The sequence below is a fragment of the Bacteroides mediterraneensis genome, assembly GCF_025993685.1.
In the GTDB taxonomy this organism is placed as follows: Bacteria; Bacteroidota; Bacteroidia; order Bacteroidales; family Bacteroidaceae; genus Phocaeicola; species Phocaeicola mediterraneensis_A.
On record NZ_DAJPEN010000001.1, the window covers coordinates 3,365,184 to 3,387,131 of the forward strand.

14 protein-coding genes are annotated in these 21,948 nt (G+C 44.9%); 1 reads left to right on the top strand and 13 read right to left on the bottom strand.

Going from position 1 to position 21,948, the window contains the following annotated elements; all coding sequences use genetic code 11:
• Positions 1–30: 30 nt before the first annotated feature.
• From OIM59_RS14410 to OIM59_RS14445, 8 genes are all read right to left on the bottom strand, one after another.
• On the bottom strand, positions 31–1,296 hold the full coding sequence (locus OIM59_RS14410) for a peptidylprolyl isomerase (RefSeq protein WP_299172450.1): 1,266 nt from the start codon (positions 1,294–1,296) through the stop codon (positions 31–33).
• 127 nt (positions 1,297–1,423) lie between these two features.
• A complete protein-coding gene (gene guaB / locus OIM59_RS14415; RefSeq protein ID WP_299172453.1) occupies positions 1,424–2,899 on the bottom strand; it encodes an IMP dehydrogenase in 1,476 nt (491 codons plus the stop codon).
• A 173-nt stretch (positions 2,900–3,072) separates the two neighbouring features.
• Positions 3,073–5,256: a DNA helicase RecQ gene (gene recQ / locus OIM59_RS14420; protein WP_299172456.1), complete on the bottom strand. Its 2,184-nt coding sequence runs from the start codon at positions 5,254–5,256 to the stop codon at positions 3,073–3,075.
• Between the two features lie 143 nt (positions 5,257–5,399).
• Entirely contained in the window at positions 5,400–6,650 is a 1,251-nt protein-coding gene (clpX, locus tag OIM59_RS14425) for an ATP-dependent Clp protease ATP-binding subunit ClpX (protein ID WP_299172458.1), read from the bottom strand.
• 33 nt (positions 6,651–6,683) lie between these two features.
• Positions 6,684–7,355: an ATP-dependent Clp endopeptidase proteolytic subunit ClpP gene (gene clpP / locus OIM59_RS14430; RefSeq protein WP_022053439.1), complete on the bottom strand. Its 672-nt coding sequence runs from the start codon at positions 7,353–7,355 to the stop codon at positions 6,684–6,686.
• A gap of 156 nt (positions 7,356–7,511) precedes the next feature.
• Positions 7,512–8,858 carry a trigger factor gene (gene tig / locus OIM59_RS14435; protein ID WP_299172463.1) on the bottom strand — a complete coding sequence of 449 codons (1,347 nt, stop codon included), beginning with the start codon at positions 8,856–8,858 and terminating at the stop codon, positions 7,512–7,514.
• A gap of 277 nt (positions 8,859–9,135) precedes the next feature.
• Positions 9,136–9,909 carry an ABC transporter ATP-binding protein gene (locus tag OIM59_RS14440; RefSeq protein WP_299172466.1) on the bottom strand — a complete coding sequence of 258 codons (774 nt, stop codon included), beginning with the start codon at positions 9,907–9,909 and terminating at the stop codon, positions 9,136–9,138.
• Positions 9,906–10,649: an ABC transporter permease gene (locus OIM59_RS14445; RefSeq protein ID WP_299172468.1), complete on the bottom strand. Its 744-nt coding sequence runs from the start codon at positions 10,647–10,649 to the stop codon at positions 9,906–9,908. The genes OIM59_RS14440 and OIM59_RS14445 overlap by 4 nt, the downstream gene beginning before the upstream one ends.
• A 139-nt stretch (positions 10,650–10,788) precedes the next feature.
• On the opposite strand from OIM59_RS14445, the gene lptB reads away from it, so the two are divergent.
• Positions 10,789–11,607 (top strand): LPS export ABC transporter ATP-binding protein, encoded by an 819-nt coding sequence (lptB, locus tag OIM59_RS14450; RefSeq protein WP_299172471.1) that lies wholly within the window; start codon positions 10,789–10,791, stop codon positions 11,605–11,607.
• A 98-nt stretch (positions 11,608–11,705) separates the two neighbouring features.
• On the opposite strand, the gene OIM59_RS14455 is transcribed toward lptB, so the two are convergent.
• The 5 genes from OIM59_RS14455 to OIM59_RS14475 all read right to left on the bottom strand — a co-directional run bounded on the left by OIM59_RS14455 (position 11,706) and on the right by OIM59_RS14475 (position 21,882).
• On the bottom strand, positions 11,706–12,869 hold the full coding sequence (locus tag OIM59_RS14455; protein ID WP_299172474.1) for a SusF/SusE family outer membrane protein: 1,164 nt from the start codon (positions 12,867–12,869) through the stop codon (positions 11,706–11,708).
• Between the two features lie 19 nt (positions 12,870–12,888).
• Positions 12,889–14,556: a starch-binding outer membrane lipoprotein SusD gene (gene susD / locus OIM59_RS14460; protein WP_299172477.1), complete on the bottom strand. Its 1,668-nt coding sequence runs from the start codon at positions 14,554–14,556 to the stop codon at positions 12,889–12,891.
• Positions 14,557–14,577: 21 nt separating this feature from the next.
• Complete coding sequence (locus OIM59_RS14465; protein WP_303897408.1) at positions 14,578–17,595, bottom strand: TonB-dependent receptor; 3,018 nt, start codon at positions 17,593–17,595, stop codon at positions 14,578–14,580.
• A 75-nt stretch (positions 17,596–17,670) separates the two neighbouring features.
• Positions 17,671–19,851, bottom strand: a complete 2,181-nt coding sequence (locus OIM59_RS14470) for a glycoside hydrolase family 97 protein (RefSeq protein ID WP_299172482.1) — start codon at positions 19,849–19,851, stop codon at positions 17,671–17,673.
• A gap of 177 nt (positions 19,852–20,028) precedes the next feature.
• Positions 20,029–21,882, bottom strand: coding sequence for a glycoside hydrolase family 13 protein (locus OIM59_RS14475; protein WP_299172484.1), 1,854 nt, complete (start codon positions 21,880–21,882; stop codon positions 20,029–20,031).
• Positions 21,883–21,948: the final 66 nt, after the last annotated feature.

The following is a 21,948-nucleotide window of genomic DNA, read 5'->3' on the forward strand; positions in this document are numbered from 1 at the left end:
ACATTACAAAGGACGAAGATACGGCATTAATTACTTTTTTCCGCTACAATTAACGGTTTTTAAAATGTCTTGGTTTATTTCAATTCTGAAACGTTGCTGCAATTCTTCCAACCGGGATTTTTCCATTGACAAACGATAATCACGCTGCACTTCACTACGTACATCCGTAAAGTCTTCCGGCCCTTTCTTCAAACGTTTCCCCAAGACAAACGTATAAGGCAAATCCGTACGAGGCGTAAAATGTCCGCACTTAAATGCCAGCTTATCGACATAAGGATTACTTCCTATCTGAAACAATCCGGTCTCTACCTCTGCTTTCAGACTTGCATCCTCCTTCGAGAAGGCATCAATCTTCTCCTTCCATTCATTCAAGGGAAGTTTCTTCAACTTCTTCTTCAGTTTAGAAGCGGCCTTTTTATTCAAGCAATACACTACACCACCTTTAAAATGAGGAAGGTCCCATGCATATTCCTTTTTATGAGCCTCAAAATAATCCTCCAACTCTTTATTGCCGACATTGCCTGAAGAAGCCCCCACATGACGCTTGTCCCAATAGGCTGCCAACAACCCTTCTGTGATTTGTTTCCACTCGATACTATCAGGTTCCGACTCTTCTTTCGGAATATTGGCTACATCAGTCTTAGATGCAGGATAGTCTTCTTGCTTACAATCCAGCAGACAAACCACATGAATGCCTAACGGAGAAAAAAATGGTGCAGAAAAGTCATTCTTTTTCAGAGTGCCCAACTGCTCCGAAAATTCTTTTACCAGACAAATCTCAGGAATCCACTCTCCATCTGCATAAGGAGAAGAAGCACTGGCCTCTGAAGAATAATTGCGTGCCAAGGTTTCAAAATCGGCTCCTGCTTTCAAGGCCGTATAGACTGAATCCATGCGCTGCCTTGCCTGACGTTCCTGTACTGCCGACACATGCTGCGGCAACAGAATGGATATCTGACGAAATTTCACCCACTTCATGGGAACAGATTTCAGCCCGTGCGACTCTCTCTCTCTACCCATTTCATTTTGCAGGACACTGCACTGCAAACGGAAATCGGGCAACGTATCCCATCCTTGTTTTTTGGCATCGGCCACTTTCAGCTTATAATACAAGAAATGCGGCAAAAAATGCTCGGTTGAAATACCATTCACCGCATGTATCCGCGCGTAATAATGGGCAAACTCCTCCACAGAAGTCGCTTCTCCGTCAATCCGGAACACAACTTCCCGCTCCTCCGCATAAGAAGTCACTCCCACACACATCAGATACAAGCATAATAATACGAGTCGACACATGGCTAACCTTAAAAATTTCATCAAACAAAAAAATCATTCCAGCCGTCAGGCAAGTTCGCATTGAACAAACTTACCTGACGTTTAGAATGATTATCTATAATATAAATAAAGTCAAAGACTATTTTTATTACTGAGGACGGCTATAGTTCGGCGCTTCACTCGTAATAGAGACGTCATGCGGATGGCTTTCCAGCACTCCGGCATTAGTGATGCGAGTGAACTTAGCATTATGCAGTTCCATGATGTTGTGTGCCCCGCAATAACCCATACCGGCACGCAGACCACCTACCAGCTGATAGATTACCTCATACAAAGAACCTTTGTAAGGCACACGCGCAGCAATACCTTCCGGAACCAGCTTCTTCACATCGGTAGTTCCACTCTGGAAGTAACGGTCTTTTGAACCATTTTCCATAGCTTCCAAAGAACCCATACCACGATAGGATTTGAACTTACGGCCATTGAAGATAATTGTGTCGCCCGGAGATTCTTCCGTACCAGCAACCAAAGAACCAATCATTACGCTATAACCACCGGCAGCCAAAGCTTTTACCACATCACCAGAATAGCGCAAACCACCATCTGCAATCAAAGGAACACCCGTTCCTTCCAAAGCTTTAGCGACATCGTACACAGCTGTCAGCTGAGGAACACCTACACCGGCTACCACACGAGTCGTACAGATAGAACCCGGACCGATACCCACTTTCACGGCATCAGCACCCGCTTCTACCAGCATCTTGGCTGCTTCACCTGTAGCCACATTACCTACCACAATATCAATATTTGGGAAGCGCTTCTTGGCCTCTCTTAATTTTTCAATGACATACATGGAATGGCCATGAGCCGTATCGATGACAATGGCATCTGCTCCGGCATTCACCAACGCCTCAATACGGTCGAAGGTATCGTTCGTCACACCGACACCGGCAGCCACACGCAAACGTCCTTTAGAGTCCTTGCAAGCCATCGGTTTATCTTTTGCCTTGGTAATATCCTTATAAGTAATCAAACCGATCAACTTACCGTCTTTATCTACCACCGGAAGTTTCTCAATCTTATTTTCCTGCAGAATCTTAGAAGCAGTTTCCATGTCTGTTCCAGGTTCTGTAGTCACGATATTTTCTTTTGTCATCACCTCATCGATACGCTTGTTCATATCCTTTTCAAAACGCAGATCGCGGTTTGTCACGATACCTACCAGGTAATTTTCATCATCCACCACAGGAATACCTCCAATCTTGTATTCAGCCATCAAATCAAGTGCATCCTTTACGACTGAACCTCTTTTTATGGTTACAGGGTCGTAAATCATTCCATTTTCAGCACGCTTTACGATAGCTACCTGACGAGCCTGTTCCTGAATGGACATGTTCTTATGGATTACACCGATACCGCCTTCACGGGCAATCGCAATTGCCATCTGTGCTTCGGTAACTGTATCCATGGCTGCAGTTACAAACGGAATTTTCAACTCAATGTTGCGTGAAAACTTAGTCGTGAGTTCGACTGTTTTAGGTAATACTTCAGAATAGGCCGGAATCAACAATACATCATCGTAAGTTAATCCGTCCATTACAACTTTATCTGCAATAAATGACATAGGGCTTTATGCTTTAGATTTTATTGCGTGCAAATATACGAATTTTATTCAGAATAAAACGGTTGGTTAACATCTTTTTAAAAAGGAAACTTTCGTCTGTAAAAACAATCGGCCGGTGTGAAATGTTACACACCGGCCGACAGCAAATATCCAAAAGAATCCTGCACCTAAAATCAATTGGCCATTTCTGAGATAAACTTGATACGCACCAAACGGATTTCATCTTCCGTATAGTCATCGCCTAATTCATCCATGGCATCATCAATCTTGTCTGTGGTCGATTCCTTGAAATAATCATAAATATCCTGCATGTGGTCTTCGTCCATGATTTCCTCCAGGAAATAATCGATATTCAGTTTGGTACCTGAATATACGATGGCTTCAATCTCGTCCAACAGTTCGCTGAATTCGATTCCTTTAGCCACTGCAATGTCATCCAACGCTACCTTACGGTCGATGCTCTGAATGATGGAAACCTTCAGCTTTGACTTGTTGGCTACCGTACGTACTCTCAAATCTTCCGGACGATCGATTTCATTTTCGTCACAATGCTTTTTAATCAGTTCACAGAATTCCTGACCATAACGCTTTGCCTTTCCAGCTCCGACTCCCGGAATGTTCTGCAGTTCTTCCAGAGTCACCGGATAAATCGTAGCCATTGCTTCAAGAGAAGGATCCTGGAATATCACGTATGGAGGAACATCCAGTTTCTTCGACATTTTCTTACGCAAATCTTTCAGCATGGAATACAATACCGGATCGACTGCACAAGAAGCCCCACTCCGCATCGGAGTTTCGTCTACTTCCTCCTCATCAAAGTCTGCATCCTCTACTATCTTAAATGACTTTGGCTTTTTCAAGAACTTATGCCCTTCCGGTGTCACCTTCAACAAGCCATAGTTTTCCACATCTTTTGCCAAGTAACCTGCAATGAGTGCCTGACGAATGACTGCATTCCACAATCGTTCTTCCTCTCCCATTCCAGAGCCGAAAACTTCCAGATCCTCATGCTTGTGCGCAAGCACTTCGGAAGTTTCCTTACCCAACAATATATCAATTATATAATCTTGCTTAAAGTTCTCTTTAACTGCAATGATCGCTTCAATCACTGCACACAATGAATCCTGAGCCTCCACTTGTTTCTTTGGATTTAAACAGTTATCACAATTACCACAATTATCTTCCGTATATTCTTCACCAAAATAATGCAACAATATTTTCCTCCTACACACTGAAGATTCAGCGTATGCCGCTGTTTCCTGCAACAACTGACGTCCGATTTCCTGTTCCGAAATAGGCTTTCCCTGCATAAACTTTTCCAGTTTCTGCAAATCCTTGTTCGAATAGAACGTGATGCATTGTCCTTCACCTCCGTCGCGTCCGGCACGTCCAGTTTCCTGATAATAACCTTCCAGACTCTTCGGCACGTCATAATGAATCACAAAGCGCACATCCGGTTTATCTATTCCCATTCCGAAAGCAATCGTGGCTACAATCACATCAATATCTTCTTTCAAAAAAGCATCCTGATTCGCATTACGGGTTGCAGAGTCCATTCCAGCATGATAAGCACGCGCCTTAATACCGTTTGCCTGCAGTATCTCGGTCAGCTCTTCCACCTTCTTCCGGCTCAAGCAATAAATAATACCCGACTTCCCTTCATTCTGTTTAATGAATTTAATGATATCCTTGTCCACATTCGCCGTCTTGGCACGTACCTCATAGTACAGGTTCGGACGATTGAAGGAAGATTTGAACTCTACGGCATCAGTCATCCCCAGATTCTTCTGGATATCCATTTTCACCTTTGGAGTAGCCGTTGCAGTCAAAGCGATTACCGGAGCTTTTCCTATTTCGTTAATAATCGGACGAATCCTACGATATTCCGGACGGAAATCATGTCCCCATTCCGAAATGCAATGCGCTTCATCCACCGCATAAAATGAAATCTTCACATGCTTCAGGAAGTCCACATTCTCTTCCTTTGTCAAAGATTCAGGTGCCACGTAAAGCAGTTTTGTTTTTCCAGCCAAGATATCCGATTTAACCTGGTCAGTAGCCGATTTGGTCAGCGAAGAATTGATAAAATGGGCAATTCCATCCTCTTCACTAAAATTACGCATGGCATCCACCTGATTCTTCATCAGGGCAATCAGCGGTGAAATCACGATAGCAGTTCCATCCATCAGCAAAGAAGGAAGCTGATAGCATAAAGACTTTCCCCCTCCCGTAGGCATTAATACAAATGTATCCTTCCCAGATAATAAGTTCCGAATAATCGCCTCTTGGTTCCCCTTAAAAGTATCGAATCCAAAATACTTTTTGAGTGCTGCTGATAAACTGATATTTTCCGCCATTGTCCTTTGGATTTAGATGTTTGTTGATTGTAAAAATATTGTCTCCGTATGTAACAAAGTTATAAACAACTTTTCATATTACACAAATATTTCAGTGAATATTTCATCGGAAATTCTTTTTTTCTCACTAAAAACTTCTCTTTTTATGCCATTTGCAAACGGGAAATGTTAGCTTTTCCCATCTGTTGCTTGGCATAATCCAATGTCACCACAAAACGGTCCACATGCTGTGAGGGTATTTCGAACATGACATCGTTCATAATAGTCTCCACGATAGAGCGTAACCCACGAGCTCCCAGTTTATACTCTATGGCCTTGTCTACAATATATTCAAACACATCCGGTTCGAACTCCAGCTTTACGCCATCCATCTCAAACAACTTGACATACTGTTTGATAATTGAGTTCTTTGGTTCTGTAAGAATATTACGCAAAGCCGTACGGTCCAACGGGTTCAAATAAGTCAGCACCGGCAGACGACCAATGATTTCCGGAATCAATCCGAACGATTTCAAGTCTTGAGGAGCAATATACTGCATCAAATTGCCACGGTCTATTTTCACGGCTTCTTTTGCGGCACTATAGCCCACCACGTTGGTGTTCAACCGCTGAGCTATTTTCCGTTCAATACCGTCAAAAGCTCCCCCACAAATAAACAGAATATTCTTGGTATTGACCGGAATCATCTTCTGGTCCGGATGCTTGCGTCCTCCTTGAGGCGGCACATTCACCACGGAGCCTTCCAACAATTTCAGCAAGCCCTGCTGAACTCCCTCACCACTTACATCACGCGTAATCGACGGATTGTCTCCCTTACGGGCAATCTTATCTATCTCATCAATAAACACAATCCCTCTTTCTGCTTCTTCCACATTGTAATCGGCCACCTGAAGCAAACGGGTCAGAATACTCTCGATATCCTCTCCCACATACCCGGCTTCGGTCAGCACCGTAGCATCCACTATCGTAAACGGCACATGAAGCAGTTTCGCAATGGTTCTTGCCAGCAAGGTTTTTCCAGTACCCGTACTTCCCACCATAATGATGTTCGATTTTTCAATCTCCACCTCATTCTTGTCCTTCGGCTGAAGCAAACGTTTGTAATGGTTATACACAGCCACCGCCAGATAACGTTTCGCATCATCTTGCCCGATGACATACTGGTCCAAGAACTCCTTGATGTCCTTCGGTTTGGGAAGTTCCGACAAATTCAATTCAGGACCTCCTTTACCTTGCTGGTGCATTGCCTCCTTCACGATTTCATGCGCCTGTTCCGCACAACTGTCGCAAATACATCCGTTGACTCCCGTAATCAGGAAGCCCACTTCATCCTCCGTGCGACCACAAAAGCTGCATCGTCTTTTAGCGTTTCTTGAAGTCTTTTTATCTTCCAAAGTCTATCTAGTTTTGAATTAAATCTCTCTTAATTACAGTGAAGGCTTACGTGAAAGCACTTCATCAATCATGCCATATTCCTTCGCCTCTGAAGCTGTCATCCAGTAATCACGGTCAGAATCAGCCCATACTTTGTCAAAGTCTGTATGAGAATGGTCTGCAATAATAGTGTATAGTTCCTTCTTCAACTTCTGAATCTCACGAGCTGTAATCTCAATATCTGAGGCCTGTCCTTGAGCCCCCCCCATCGGCTGGTGAATCATCACGCGCGAGTGCGTCAAGGCTGAACGTTTACCTTCTTTACCTGCCACCAGCAACACGGCTGCCATGGAAGCAGCCATACCGGTACAGATTGTCGCCACATCACTGCTGATAAACTGCATGGTATCATAGATGCCCAGACCGGCATACACAGAGCCACCCGGCGAGTTGATGTAAATGGAAATATCCTTCCCCGAATCCACAGAATCCAGGTATAACAGCTGTGCTTGCAATGTATTGGCTGTATAGTCATCAATCTGAGTACCCAGAAAAATGATACGATCCATCATCAGACGGGAAAACACATCCAGCTGTGTCACGTTCAGCTGACGTTCTTCCAGGATATATGGATTCAAGTATCCAGCCTGTGACTTAATGACGTCATCGAGCACCATACTGTTCATTCCAAGATGCTTGGTAGCATATTTTCTAAAATCATCCATCATAATTTCTAAGATTAAATTATAACAAAAGAGGCTCCTAACCTCCTTCCTCTAAAGAAACAAAAGTACAAAACACTTCTGTCTTACAGAAGAAGTCCCGTTAAAAGCCTCCTTTTTTAAAATATTTTAGCAGTCAATTCCGAATGCTAAAATGGTTTATTGAAACATTTTGTTGAATTCTTCTGCAGAAACAGCCTTATGATTCAATGTTACCTGACCTTTCAGAATTTCCGAAAGTTTTGCTTCAATGACACGGTTCACCAAAGCTTCTACACTTTCACGCTTCTTCAACATTTCCTTCGAATAGTTTTCCAACAATTCATCAGGCACATTGATCATGCCGTACTGAGCGAACTGAGCACGAGTAGCTTCTTTTGCCATATTGGTGATATCAGCCTGTTCAACCTTAATGTTGTTAGCTGCCACCAATTTTTCCTTAATCAGGTGCCAAGTCAATTCGTCCAAGCTCTTTTCGTAGTTTTCAGAAACGAATTCTTCACCTTTATCCTTGTTGTTTTCCAACATGATACGCTTCATCAGCTCATCAGCAAACTGCAATTTGCCCACCTTGCCAGCCAGATAAGTACGTACATCCAGCAGGAACTTGTAATCGCTGTCTGATTCAAACTGTTTTGCAATCACTTCCTTGATCTGAGCACGGAATTCTTCTTCGTTGTGAGCTTTTCCTTCACCCAGAACCTGATCGAACAGTTCCTGATTCAGGTCACCCGGAATCATACGAGTGATTTCTTCAATCTGGAAGCTGAAGTTGCCTTTGTAGTTAGCCACTTCTTCTTTCTTGATTTTCAACAGAGAAGCCAGTTCTGCCTCATTGTTGTCAAAAGCAACCGACGGATTGAATACCAATACTGTATTTACTTTTGCGCCATTGAAAATAGCTTTCTGTTCGTCGTTCTTCATGTAAGTAGGCATCATCACTGCACCTTCTACCTGAAGACCGTTTTCTTTTGTATTGCCGTTTTCGTCCAGTTCGGCCAACAGACCTTTCAGCATGTCGTTGTCCTGATAATCTTCTACTTTGTCATATTTGGCAGTACGCTGAGTGTACATCTTCACCTGCTGGTCTACCATTTCATCCGTTACATTGATGTCATAGTAGTCAATTGTATCATTGTTAGACAATTCTACGTTGAATTCAGGAGCCAAAGCGATGTCGAAAGAGAATTCGAAGTTTTCGTCTGTTTCGAAGTTTGCGTTGTTTTCCTTCGGCAGCGGAGTACCCAACATATTTACTTTATTGTCGCGGATATATTCGCCTACTTTTTCCTGCAACAGCTTGTCTACTTCTTCCAGCAATACAGAAGTTCCATACTGTTTCTTAATCAATCCCATAGGAACCATTCCCTTACGGAATCCCGGCATATTTACTCTCTGACGAAGCGTTTTCAGTGCTTTTTCAACCTTTTCCTGATAATCAGCTTTTTCAATCTGGACAGTAAGTACAGCACTTACATTGTCTACATTTTGCAATGAAATATTCATTTCCGACTTATTTATTTAATTATTAATTATTTCGTTCGAATCAAAAGTGGTTGCAAAAATAATGTTTAATCTTTCAATAACCAAACCGACAAGCTAAAAAATATTTACGGGCAACGAATACAGCCACTTGCGGAATTCTCAGCACATCTTTCACAGCTCCCCTTACGGCCCTCGCCAGCCTCAGTCTTCCAACCCTCTCCGTATCCATAAAAAACGGCAGAAAGTATCTATCCTTCTGCCGCCTCCCATACTTGTCTCTTCATTTTTCAGACACAAACTAAAGTTTTTGCGCCTTGCTGTTCTCTTCCTTTTTCACCTTCTGCAACAAATCGGAAGCAAATATAAAGTTATTCAAACGCTCATTCGTGGCATTGAACACCTCATCTTTCGTGCCTTCCCACTCCTTGTGGCCTTGATAAATATATAAGATACTATCCCCTATCCCCATCACAGAATTCATGTCATGGGTATTGATAATGGTAGTCATATTATATTCCGTAGTAATACTGTGAATCAAGTCATCAATCACCAGCGAAGTCTTGGGGTCAAGTCCGGAGTTCGGTTCATCACAAAACAGGTATTTAGGCTGGAGGGCAATGGCCCGCGCTATAGCTACACGCTTCTGCATACCTCCGCTGATTTCTCCCGGATACTTCGACTGAGCATCCATCAAGTTCACCCGATCCAGACAGAACTGTGCACGTTTCACCCGATCCCGATAGGTGTCATTGGAAAACATATCCAACGGAAACATCACATTTTCCAGCACCGACAAGGAGTCAAACAAAGCCGCACTTTGAAAAATCATCCCCATTTCCCTCCGCAAAGCTTTCTTTTCTTTCTTCCCCATCTCCAGCAGGTTGCGCCCGTCATAGAGGATTTCTCCACATTCCGGGGTAAGCAGTCCTACAATACATTTCATCAGCACTGTCTTACCAGATCCGCTCTGCCCGATAATCAGGTTCGTTTTCCCACTATCGAACGAAAAATCAATATTTTCAAGGACTGTACGTCCTTCAAACGACTTGCATATAGATTTTAACTGTATCATCCCATCAACAATTGTGTAAGTATTAAATCTGAAAACAAAATCAGGACACTGCTTGATACTACCGAATCCGTACTAGCCTTTCCCACTGCAATGGAACCGCCTTCCACCGTGTAGCCGAAATAAGCTGACACACTGGCAATGATAAACGCAAAGAACAAGGATTTAATGAAGCTGCACCAGATATACCACTCCACAAAACTATACTGCAGACCATATTCCAAATCTGTGGCATTCATGATACCGGCAAACCAAGCCGTACAGAACGCGCCAATGATACCGGCAAAAATACTGAAAATCACCAAAAAAGGAATCATGGTCATCAATCCCAGAATTTTAGGCAGAATCAGATAGGAAGCAGAATTTACTCCCATAATCTCAAGAGCATCGATTTGCTGCGTCACACGCATCGTCCCTATTTCGGAAGCAATGTTCGACCCGACCTTACCTGCCAGAATCAAACACATGATGGAAGAAGAAAACTCCAACAGCAAAATCTCACGTGTAGTATATCCCACCACGAAACGTGGCATCCAAGGACTTTCAATATTCAATTTTATCTGGATACAAATCACGGCACCGATAAAAAAGGAAATCAGCAACACAATGCCGATGGAATTGATGCCCAACTGTACCATTTCATTCCGATATTGCTTTAAATACATCCGGAACCGCTCCGGACGGGAAAACACACGCCCCATCAACATGAGGTATTTTCCAAAATTCGTGACAGGCTTTATCATATTGTTACAATCATATTTGATACAAAAGTACTGCTTTTTAGCTATATTATGATAAAAGACAGGAGGATTTTCGAATTAAGGACCACAGAAGCCAAGATTTTTACTACTTTTGCACGACTGAACAGCTAACAAAAGGACAATGGCAGCACAAGAAAATCAAGCACATACTACCGAAAAATTTGAATTGCCGTCAGACGGGAAAATGGTACTTCGTACCGAAAACCTGGTAAAGAAATACGGAAAGCGAACGGTAGTCAGCCATGTTTCCATCAACGTGAAACAGGGAGAAATTGTAGGGTTGCTCGGGCCCAACGGAGCGGGGAAAACCACTTCATTCTATATGACTACCGGACTGATTGTCCCCAATGAGGGGCATATCTATCTGAACGACAAGGATATCACCTCTTATCCTGTATATAAACGGGCCCAAAACGGAATCGGTTACCTGGCACAGGAAGCTTCCGTGTTCCGTAAGATGAGTGTGGAAGACAACATCGCTTCCGTATTGGAGCTGACCAACAAATCACCCGAATACCAGAAAGAGAAACTGGAAAGCCTGATAGCCGAGTTCCGACTTCAGAAGGTCCGCAAGAACTTGGGCGACCAACTTTCCGGAGGAGAACGCCGCCGTACGGAAATCGCACGCTGCCTGGCCATCGACCCGAAATTCATCATGCTCGACGAACCGTTTGCCGGAGTCGATCCGATTGCGGTGGAGGACATCCAGCACATTGTCTGGAAACTGAAAGACAAAAACATCGGCATCCTGATTACCGACCACAACGTACAGGAAACGCTGAGTATCACCGACCGGGCTTATCTGCTGTTTGAAGGGAAGATTCTGTTCCAGGGTACGCCGGAAGAACTGGCCGAGAACAAGATTGTCCGCGAGAAATACCTGAGCAACAGCTTTGTGCTGCGGAGAAAGGATTTTCAGCTGAAAGAGATTAGAGAATAAAAATGATAAAACCGTAGGGACATTCCCATTCTTCTAAAAAATATACCCCTGCCACCATCTTCCGTGACAGGGGTATTTTCATATCAAGATATTCAGTCCTAGTCGAGGGCTCCTGTTCCCTCCGTAAAGTTCAACGAAATCTTCTGACCCGGATTGGCACTCAAAGAGTATTCCGCTCCCAAGTCCGTCCATCCGTTATTCACTGCATTGTTTTCACGATAGAATATGGTGGCACCATCCTTCAGTGTAAATTCCAGCCGCCACCAGTCTGTATCTGCCTTGATACACATGCGCACTTCACCCGTTGCCGTCAAAGCCGGGGAAACAAAGCTGCCGTTCTTATCTTCCGGTACCGAGAACTTATAAGCCTCATTGTAATTCCAGTCGCCCACCGTATTACCCAAGACATATACATCCGGTTTATAAAAACTCAGGGTGTACTGATAATCCTCTCCACTCACTTCTGCAACCAGATAAACAATGTACCAGCCTCCTTTATTTACTTTGATATTATCGCCGCTGTCAGACAGTCCGGCTCCGGCATTATCCTTAAACTGATGAATCCTGGAATAACCATTCCAGTCCTGTTCAAACTTACCGAACTTGAACTCTGCGCCCGCATCAAAATACACCATACTCCAGAACTCTCCAGCCAGCCCGTTCACACTGACCATCGGTTGCCACGTTCCCCAGGCTGTTCCGATACTGGAGCCTACCAGATACATTTCCTCAGGAGGCTCTATCGTAGAAACCACTTCACCCAGTTTCACTTGGCTGACCTTGACCACATTCGATACCGAATTGCCCAGTTCACTACCGGTAATAACCGCTGCAAGCCGGAAATATACCGGAGTTACCGCACCGATATATGCATCTGCCTCCGGGTTCGCCTGCTTCCACAAATCCACTACAACCGTATTCAATTCCTCAGGCTTCAATGCAATGGAAGTAGAGGTATAAGTCGTCGAGAGAGTCTTGTAATTAGCTTCGGTTTCTTCTGTGGCATCCACAAAAGATTCATTCAGTGAAACCTGTACACTATAGGTCGTAGCCGCCGTAAAGCCATAAGCAGGCTGCACACAATTCAATACAACCGTATCCCGACCCTCTCCTAAATCATACACATTGTCCTCTGGAGTCTCCAGCATAAAAGTCTCTGCTTCATGCAATGTCGGATTGTCGTCTCGGTCCGTATTACAAGCTGTAAGCAACGGAAGTCCGCATCCGACTAACAACAAAATGGGAAATAATATCTTTTTCATGTTACTTGCTCCTAATAAATTAATAGCCTTCATTCTGATGCATATTATTGTTGTTGTTCAGGTCTGTGGCCGGAATCGGATAGACATTGTAAATGTCACTCACCGACTTACCTTCTTTCACGCCCCCTTTCCAGTCCCACAAATACTTGTCGGTGGTAAAGCAGTCGAAACGCACCAAGTCACTGCGGCGACGCCCTTCCAGATAGAATTCACGCGACCATTCATCCAACAGATACATCTCGGTAATCTCATTCAAGGCAGGCTGCTTGACGCATCCGCGTTTGGCACGTAAGGTCTTGATATCTTCCCATGCCAGACTCTTTTGATTCAGCCGGAAATTAGCTTCCGCACGGGTCAGATAGGCTTCAGCCAACCGGAACAAAGGGATATCCGTGTCCGGATATTCAGTATGACTGGTAGAAGCCCCATCCGAACGGATGTTCTGCCATTTCACGACAGACAACCCACTCTGAAAACCGGTGATGGATTTCGGATCCATTGTCCGTCGTCCGCCACCTGCACCCGAATAGAACATGGCACGGTCATCACCCGCTGCCTGAATCATATCCTGTGTCCGCACGCCATACTGTGCATCCCAAGCGTCTATGGCCTCATCATTGGCAAAGTCACTCTGCCCGGGCACCTCCACATCTTCCGGAATCATCGGTACACTTCCTTCCTCAAAGAACTTATACACCAACGCATTGCGGGCAATCAGACACGACCACCCGTTCGTGGTACCCATGTGCGGCATTCCACCCGTACGCGTGCCACAAATCAAATAAGTAGAACCGCCATAGTTTCGGGTCTTCATACCGTCCTGACGAATGGGAAGAATGATTTCCTTCATGGCCTTTTCATTCTGGTCATTGTCGGCCATGAACATCAGCTTATAGTCATCGCACAATTCATAATATCCGCTATTGATCACTTTATCCGCATACGTTTTGGCATTCTCATAATCTGCCGTACCGGTATACACCTCTGCATTCAAGTAAACACGGGCTCTCAACAGCCAGTTGGCTGCTTTGTCCGCGCGTCCGAAAGGAGCCTGCCCCGGGTCAAACATATCCGCTTCACATTCATCCAATTCTTTCTGGATATAGTCATACAAGTCCTTTCCTGTTATCTCTACCGGAAGTTCATTATCAAAATGTTCCTTGAAAGGTGCCTTTCCAAACAAATCCAGGAAATAAGAATAGTGCAAGGCACGCAAGAAACGCACCTCCGCACGCTGGCGAAGGGATTCTTCATCCGTTTTGTCGGCAATCTGGTCCAAGAAGAAATTCATTTGGGTGATGTCATATCCCAAACGCACATACACCCATTCCGTCCGCTGGCTGGAAGAATTCCATGCAATGCTGGTAAACTGAGGAATATCCACATTGTCCTGCCATACCCATACACATTCGTCGGTAGGCAATTCCTGGCAATTAAAGATGGTACGATAGAATCCGGACTCCCCTTCATCCTGTCCATCCAAATCGGGAGTACCCGCCAGACCTTTCTGTCCCGTCAGACCCAGCAAGGCATACTGCTTGACAAAAGCCCCCTCCTGGTCAAAGCTGGAAGAACTTTGCGGGTCAATGGAACTGATGTCCAAGTCATTGATGCACGATACATTTCCCAATGAAACGGCTACTGTCAGTGCCGCTGAAAATATATGTTTCAAATAGCTAGTTTTCATACGTCTTAATGTTTTCATAAATTAGAATTGTAAATTAACTCCCAGCAGGAACGTGAAGGCACGCGGATAAGGATTAGAGTCAATGCCACTCTGCACTTCCGGATCCAGTCCCTTGTACTTGGTGATAATAAACGGATTCTGAGCCGTTGCATACACACGTCCGCCAATGCCCTTATAAGCCGAAGTTTTGAACAGATTCTTAAACGAATATCCCAGTGTAATGTTGTCACAACGCAGGAAAGAGGCATTCCGGACGAAATAGTCGCTCATGTAATAATCTCCTTTTCCTGTAAAGCCCAGCGCAATGGCTTCGGGGGTAGTATTCGAGTATGCCGTATTGGAGAACAATCCCGAGCTGCTCACGTTCGCTTTCCCAGCCAGGAAGTCGTAATACACATAGTTATTCAGACTGCTGCGCAAGGAGAAACTGAAATCCCAGTCTTTATAAGTCATCTTCGAAGTAAGTCCCATCATGAAATCGGCTGCCGGTTTCTTGTAGATATACTTATCAGAGCTGTTGATGATGCCATCCCCATTGCGGTCGACAAACATATTCTCAATCGGATTACCGTTTTCATCATATACCTGCTGGTACACATAGAAAGAGTTAGCCGCATAACCCACCTTGTTGACCTGCACCTTCGTATTGTTACCACGGGAAATACTGTTACCTGTTTCTACGTAATAATCTGCATCATCCCCACCTGTCAGTTTGGTAATCTCATTATGGTTCCAAGTAAAGTTATAGGTCACGTCCCACATAAAGTCTTTCGTAACTACCGGTTTTACGTTGAAGGCAAATTCCACACCGTAATTTTTCAACGAACCGATATTCTGCAACATTTGTGCATTGAAATTCGTACCCACCGGAATCTTCACACTGTTCAGCAAGTCGTTTGTTTCACGGTAATATCCGTCCACATTACCGCTGATACGTCCGTTGAGGAATCCGAAATCCAATCCGGCATTGTAAGTGGTAGTCTGCTCCCACTTCAAGTTCGTATTGAAGGCATTGGCACGCGAAGTATGATAATATGTATCTCCAAACGGATACTGTGCATAATCATCACTCACCACATACAGCGGCATGTAGGCAAAATCCGAACTTACATCCTGCTGTCCGGTGATACCCCATCCCAACCGAAGCTTCAGGTCAGAAAGGAAATTGACGTCTTTCAAGAAGTTTTCTTCCTTCATCTTCCAAGCCAAAGCCAGAGAGGGGAAAGTACCCCAGCGGTTTCCATCAGCAAAACGGGAAGAACCATCCCAGCGCATGGTGAAGGTGAACAAGTAACGGTCTAACAACGTATAGTTCAAACGTCCGAAGTAAGAAACCAACGTATTACGGGTAGCATACGCCGTCTGTTCCTTCAACACGGCATCATGAATATCTCCGGTATAAGGGTCCACTCCATTCCCGATGGTAAACCCATTCCGATGGAAATGCTGTTCCTCCCCACCGGCCATGATGTCAAGGGTATGTGCACCCAATGTCTTGATATATTGCGCATATACGTTATACGACAAATTGTATTTGTATTCGGTCACAGCCGAAGTATTCCCATAATAGTTGTAAGAGAATGAATAGGGTGAATAAATGGTAGTCTGCGTACCGTCTGCATATTCACCACCCAAGCTGGCATGCAGATGCAGGTCGGGCAAGAAATGAAATTTATAATCCACTTCCACATTCCCTACGAAATCGTTACTGTTGGCACTGTCGTCTTTCTGTTCCAAGGCTGCCACCGGATTCTGCGGCGTATTCTTGTTCGCCGTATACCGCCAGTCCGGATCCGAAAAGTCAGAAGTAGACTGTGCATTCTGATAATAACCTCCAAATACATCATACATGCTGTCACCGCCATATACCGGGCGAGTAGGATCCATGGAAAGTGCACCTCCAATGGCAGCTCCGGCATCAGCATACCGGTTCTTCCCATTCATGTATTTGGCCGTTACATTCACCTTCAAATGGTCGTCGAAGAAAGAAGGAGCCAGATTAACCGATGCGGTAAAACGCTGGAAATTGGACGTCTTCAGAATACCATTGTTATAACTGTATCCCAATGAAACACGATATGGAAGATTCTTCAGTCCTCCGTTGATAGACACATGATGGTCGGTACTGATGGCCGGGCGGAAGATTTCATCTTGCCAGTCGGTATTGGCCGTACCCAGCGACGCCGGCAGTTCATCACCAAAAATCTGCTGGGCGTATGCCCGGTATTCGTCTCCATTCAGCACATCGTATTTCTTCTGAATGGTGGATACGGAAACCGAGCCGTTATAACTTACTTTCGGAGCCTGACCGCTCTTTCCTTTTTTCGTAGTGATAATGATGACACCGTTGGAAGCACGGGAACCGTAGATGGCTGTAGCCGAAGCGTCTTTCAGCACTGTAAATGTCTCAATATCTTCCGGGTTCACCATGGAGAGACCGTTCGACATACCCTTGACACCGCTGTTATCGATGGCCAGTCCGTCAATCACAATCAGCGGATCGTTGCTGGCATTCAGGGAAGAACCTCCACGGATACGAATCTGTGCACCTCCACCCGGAGTTCCGTCATTGGAAATCACACTCACACCGGCTACCTTTCCAGTCAACATATCCTGTGCATTGGTGGTAATACCCTTACTCAGTTCATCCGGCTTGATAGCTGTTACCGAACCGGTGGCGTCATTCTTCTTCACCGAACCGTAACCGATAACCACCACATCATCCAGCACTTCCGTATCATCCTGAAGCGTCACATTCATGGTAGCCTCTGCAGGAAGTTCTTGCGTCTTATATCCGATAAAAGAAATGACAATCACATCACCTTTTTTAGCTTCCAGTGTAAAATTACCATCCAAATCCGTAATCGTGCCCACGGTAGTTCCCTTCACCAGCACATTGGCACCGATGACACCCATACCGGCATTGTCCTTCACTACTCCTTTCACAGTAAGTCCTTGTGCAAAGGCTTGCAGGGAAAGGAAAACTCCGACTATCCATACAGCCAGGAATTTACTCGTACTATTCAGTTTTATTTCCATATTATTAAATTAAAGTGTTCCCTAAACTTTTGTTCAAATACCTATTGAAAACCACAATCTTTCCCTTATGGTTTCTTATTTCACTTCCTTGATGGAAATGGCGTAACCTCCACCCACAGCAGCTTTCAGGTTCAATTTAGTCTTATTGGTCACTTTTTTCTTGGTAATGGTATAAGCCTGCGGATTCTTGTCCCAGCTGGCATCCTTTGCATCTGCATAAATGGTCGCTTCATATTTCTTGCCCGGCTGCAGGAAATCAAGAGACAACTTCGATTCATGACCGTTATATCCTGCGGTACATCCTACATACCAGTCGGTGCTTCCCTTAGCACGGCGTGCAATGGTGATATATTCTCCCGGCTCGGCTTCCAGGTACTTGGTTTCGTCCCAGTCTACTGCCACATCCTTGATAAACTGGAAGGCATCCATGAAGCGTTCATAATTTTCCGGCACATCGGCTGCCATCTGCAGCGGACTGTACATCGTCACGTAAAGAGCCAGCTGGCGTGCCAGAGTGGTACGTGCATGCGACTTGTTATTCGGATTCATCTTGCTGCAATCCGGTTCAAAAATACCCGGCGTATAATCCATCGGGCCACCAATCAACCGGGTAAACGGCAAAATGGTCGTATGGTTCACATTGTTTCCGCCAAAGGATTCATATTCCGTACCGCGGGCTGACTCATTGCCAATCAAGTTCGGATACGTACGGCACAAACCGGTCGGACGAACCGCCTCATGAGCATTCACCATAATCTTGTAGTCGGCCGCTTTCTTCACTGCATACAGATAGTGGTCTACCATCCATTGTCCATAATGATGCTCTCCGCGCGGAATGATGTCGCCCACATAGCCACTCTTTACCGCATGGTATCCGTTGTCCACCATAAACTGATAGGCTTTGTCCATGTGACGCTCGTAGTTACGCACAGAGGCCGATGTTTCATGATGCATAATCATCTCCACCCCTTTGCTGGCTGCATAGCGATGCACTTCTTCCACGTCAAAGTCAGGATAAGGAGTCACAAAATCGAACACATAGTCCTTGCTCTTGCCAAACCAGTCTTCCCAGCCCTGGTTCCATCCTTCCACCAATACGGCATCAAAACCATTTTCGGCTGCGAAATCGATGTAACGTTTTACGTTTGCGGTATTGGCCGAATGTTTTCCGTTGGGCTTGGTCTTGGAATAATCTGTCTCACCCAGTTTCACACTCGCCAAATCGTCTGTATAAGCCCAGGTTCCTTTATTGGTAATCATGTCCCACCAGATACCGATATATTTCACCGGATGAATCCAAGACGTATCTGCAATCTTGCAGGGTTCATTCAAGTTCAAAGTGATACGTGACGCCAGAATGTTGCGGGCATCGTCGCTCACGATTACGGTACGCCAGGGCGAGTTACACGGTGTCTGCATATAGCCCTTATCCCCTTTCGCATCGGGAGTCAGCCAAGATTCAAACACCAGATTCTTGTCGTCCAGATTCAGGCTCATGCAAGAATAGTCCTTTAACGCCGCTTCATGCAGGTTGATGTACAATCCGTCATCCGTCTTCATCATCAACGCCGTCTGTACCCCTGTCGGTGAGAACACAAACTGTGAAGAATTTTCAGTAACCGCCTCTTTCATCTTTCCACGGATTTCAGAAAGACGGGAAGTCGTATAATCATATTCCTGCGTATCATAGTCGCCTGGAATCCAGAAAGCAGTATGGTCGCCTGTCATGGCAAACTGCGTATGTTCTTCCTTGATGACAAAATAATTCAGGTTCTTCTGTTGAGGAAACTCATAACGGAAACCCAGTCCGTCGTTGAACAAGCGGAAACGAATCACAATGTAACGGTCATTTTCCGGTTGGTCGAGCGTGACTTCCAGTTCATTGTAATGATTGCGGATTTCACTCTCTTCTCCCCATACCGGACGCCAAGTCTCATCAAAGGTAGAAGTATGTGTTTCCCTTACTTTAAAACCCGTCATCAGATTAGTCTTTTCATCTACACGTTCCTTGTCCTTGCGTTCCGTCCATTCAAAGCCAATCCGTTTTTCCGGATCTTCCCGTTTCAATTCCAATCCCAAAGTACTGGGCTTGATGACTTGTTTGTTCTTAAAGGTAAGCTCATACACCGGAGCTCCTTTCTGATTCAAACTGAAATCCATTACCAGATTGCCATCCGGCGAAGTCAGTTTCTGTGCGTGTGCCAGAAATGCACAACAGCACATTGCTACAAAGGCAAAAGTTTTTCTTGTTTTCATACGTTTTTCGCGGTATTAATTTAATTGGATTTATGTTTTTCAGTTACCGGAAGCAAAATTAGGCCTCCTCCTCAATTTTTATATTCGTAAACAGAAAAAATAGAAACCCGTAAAATATTTAATCATCTATAAATAAAATACTTAACCAACAAATCAAGGACTAAAAATAGAAATACATTAGAACTCCATCACAAGGTTCTCACGTCCCTCCAGAGCCAATTTTCCCTTCAGATTCACCTGCTTTCCCGTCAGCAAGTCCCGAACCTTGTCTGCCGGAAGAATTTCCTTGTAAGGAGTCAGGTCGAGTTCTTTCGGTGAATCGGTCCCGTTCATCACCACCACCACCGATTTGCCGTTGAATTCCCGCTGATAGACATACACTCCCTGACAGATGGAATAATGCTTCAGCGTACCTTTTCCGATAACCGGATTTCCTTTCCGCCAGTTCAACAACTTGCGCGTAAACTCGAATGCCTCATTTTCCAACGGCGTCCGTCCGCTGGCCTCAAAACAGTTACGGACATCTCCCGGCCATCCGCCCGGAAAGTCCTTACGCAAGTCGCCGTCACCTTTCCCCTTATCCCCGGTCATCAGGATTTCCGTTCCGTAATAAATCTGCGGAATCCCCCGGGTAGTCAGCAAAAAGACCAGAGCCTGTTTGTAACGCTTCAAATCCTGCGCCATCTCATCTGTCCGTGTAAAGCGTGAAGTGTCATGATTGTCCAGAAAAGTCAGCAAGTTCATCGGATTCGCATACACCAAATCCTGTGTCTGATAATCATACAGTTTATAAAGACCTCCTCCCCACTCACCGGTCTCTTCATCGAAAGCCTGGTTCATAAGTGCCTGCAAAGGGAAATCCATCACCGTAGGCAGATTGGAGTTCAACGGGGCGGCCAGTTTGCTGTCCTTCTGCCAGTAAGAAACCAGCACATTGCTGTTTAGCCATGTTTCCCCTACAATATTGAAATAAGGATATTCCTCCAACACCTCCTTGCACCACTGACTCATAAAATCAAAGTCCGCGTATGGGTGCGTATCCTGCCGGATGCCGTTGATGCCTGCATATTCAATCCACCAGATACTGCTCTGAATCAGATAGCGTGCCACATGACGGTTACGCTGGTTGAAATCGGGCATCACGGAAGTAAACCATCCGTCGGTGGCAATCTTCTTTTCATACTCACTGGCATGGATGTCCATCACACTGGCCGTCTTGAACGAAGTCTGTACATAGTTGGAATGAAAGTTGAACCATTCCTTCGAAGGCTTGTCCTTAAACAAGTAATTTTCGCTGCCGCAATGGTTGAAAATCATATCCATCACCACTTTCAAACCTTTTCCGTGTGCCTTATCCACCATGTCACGGAAATCCTCATTGCTGCCAAAACGTCTGTCTACCTGATAATAATCTGTAATGGCATACCCATGATAAGAACCGCCCTCCATGTCATTTTCCTGCGTCGGGTTCAGCCAGATGGCCGTCACTCCCAAATCGGCGATATAATCCAAATGGTTCGAGATACCCAGAAGGTCTCCCCCGTGACGGGCAAACGAATCCGTGCGGTCCAGTTTCGTCTCTTTCATGCCTTTCACTACGTCATTATCCGGATTCCCGTTGGAAAAGCGGTCGGGCATAATCAGATACAACACATCCTCGGAAGTAAATCCTTTCACATCTTCTCCTTTTCGCGTACGCGCCTTCAGTTCATACGGAATTTGAAGCTGCTTCTTTCCATTCTTTAACTGAATATGGAAAGTCTGCGCCTCTGCCTCCGACAAATCTACATACAGCAACAGGTAATTCGGATTCTCCTGCTTCACGACTTCTTCCAAATAAACTCCCTCTCCCGATACCGTTACATCGGAGGAAGCCAAGTCATCACCATACAGCAAAATCTGTAATTCGGAATGTTTCATTCCCGCCCACCAGAAAGAGGGGGCAATCTTCTTTACGTCCATGGCCCGGGCAGTCTGACCCATTCCCCACACGAAGAGGAACACAGCCCATAAAATCAATGTATGTTTCATGATATTGAGGTTGAATGTTTTTCATCGCAAAAATAGATTCCTGAAAAAAGATTTCTTATCTTTGGA

Bases quoted from the DNA above. Each gene is read 5' to 3' on its own strand.
- OIM59_RS14410 (WP_299172450.1), bottom strand. From the start codon at position 1,296: ATGTGTCGACTCGTATTATTATGCTTGTATCTGATGTGTGTGGGAGTG.
- tig (WP_299172463.1), bottom strand. From the start codon at position 8,858: ATGAATATTTCATTGCAAAATGTAGACAATGTAAGTGCTGTACTTACT.
- recQ (WP_299172456.1), bottom strand. From the start codon at position 5,256: ATGGCGGAAAATATCAGTTTATCAGCAGCACTCAAAAAGTATTTTGGA.
- lptB (WP_299172471.1), top strand. From the start codon at position 10,789: ATGGCAGCACAAGAAAATCAAGCACATACTACCGAAAAATTTGAATTG.
- OIM59_RS14440 (WP_299172466.1), bottom strand. From the start codon at position 9,909: ATGATACAGTTAAAATCTATATGCAAGTCGTTTGAAGGACGTACAGTC.
- susD (WP_299172477.1), bottom strand. From the start codon at position 14,556: ATGAAAACTAGCTATTTGAAACATATATTTTCAGCGGCACTGACAGTA.
- OIM59_RS14445 (WP_299172468.1), bottom strand. From the start codon at position 10,649: ATGATAAAGCCTGTCACGAATTTTGGAAAATACCTCATGTTGATGGGG.
- clpP (WP_022053439.1), bottom strand. From the start codon at position 7,355: ATGGATGATTTTAGAAAATATGCTACCAAGCATCTTGGAATGAACAGT.
- OIM59_RS14470 (WP_299172482.1), bottom strand. From the start codon at position 19,851: ATGAAAACAAGAAAAACTTTTGCCTTTGTAGCAATGTGCTGTTGTGCA.
- OIM59_RS14455 (WP_299172474.1), bottom strand. From the start codon at position 12,869: ATGAAAAAGATATTATTTCCCATTTTGTTGTTAGTCGGATGCGGACTT.
- OIM59_RS14475 (WP_299172484.1), bottom strand. From the start codon at position 21,882: ATGAAACATACATTGATTTTATGGGCTGTGTTCCTCTTCGTGTGGGGA.
- OIM59_RS14465 (WP_303897408.1), bottom strand. From the start codon at position 17,595: ATGGAAATAAAACTGAATAGTACGAGTAAATTCCTGGCTGTATGGATA.
- guaB (WP_299172453.1), bottom strand. From the start codon at position 2,899: ATGTCATTTATTGCAGATAAAGTTGTAATGGACGGATTAACTTACGAT.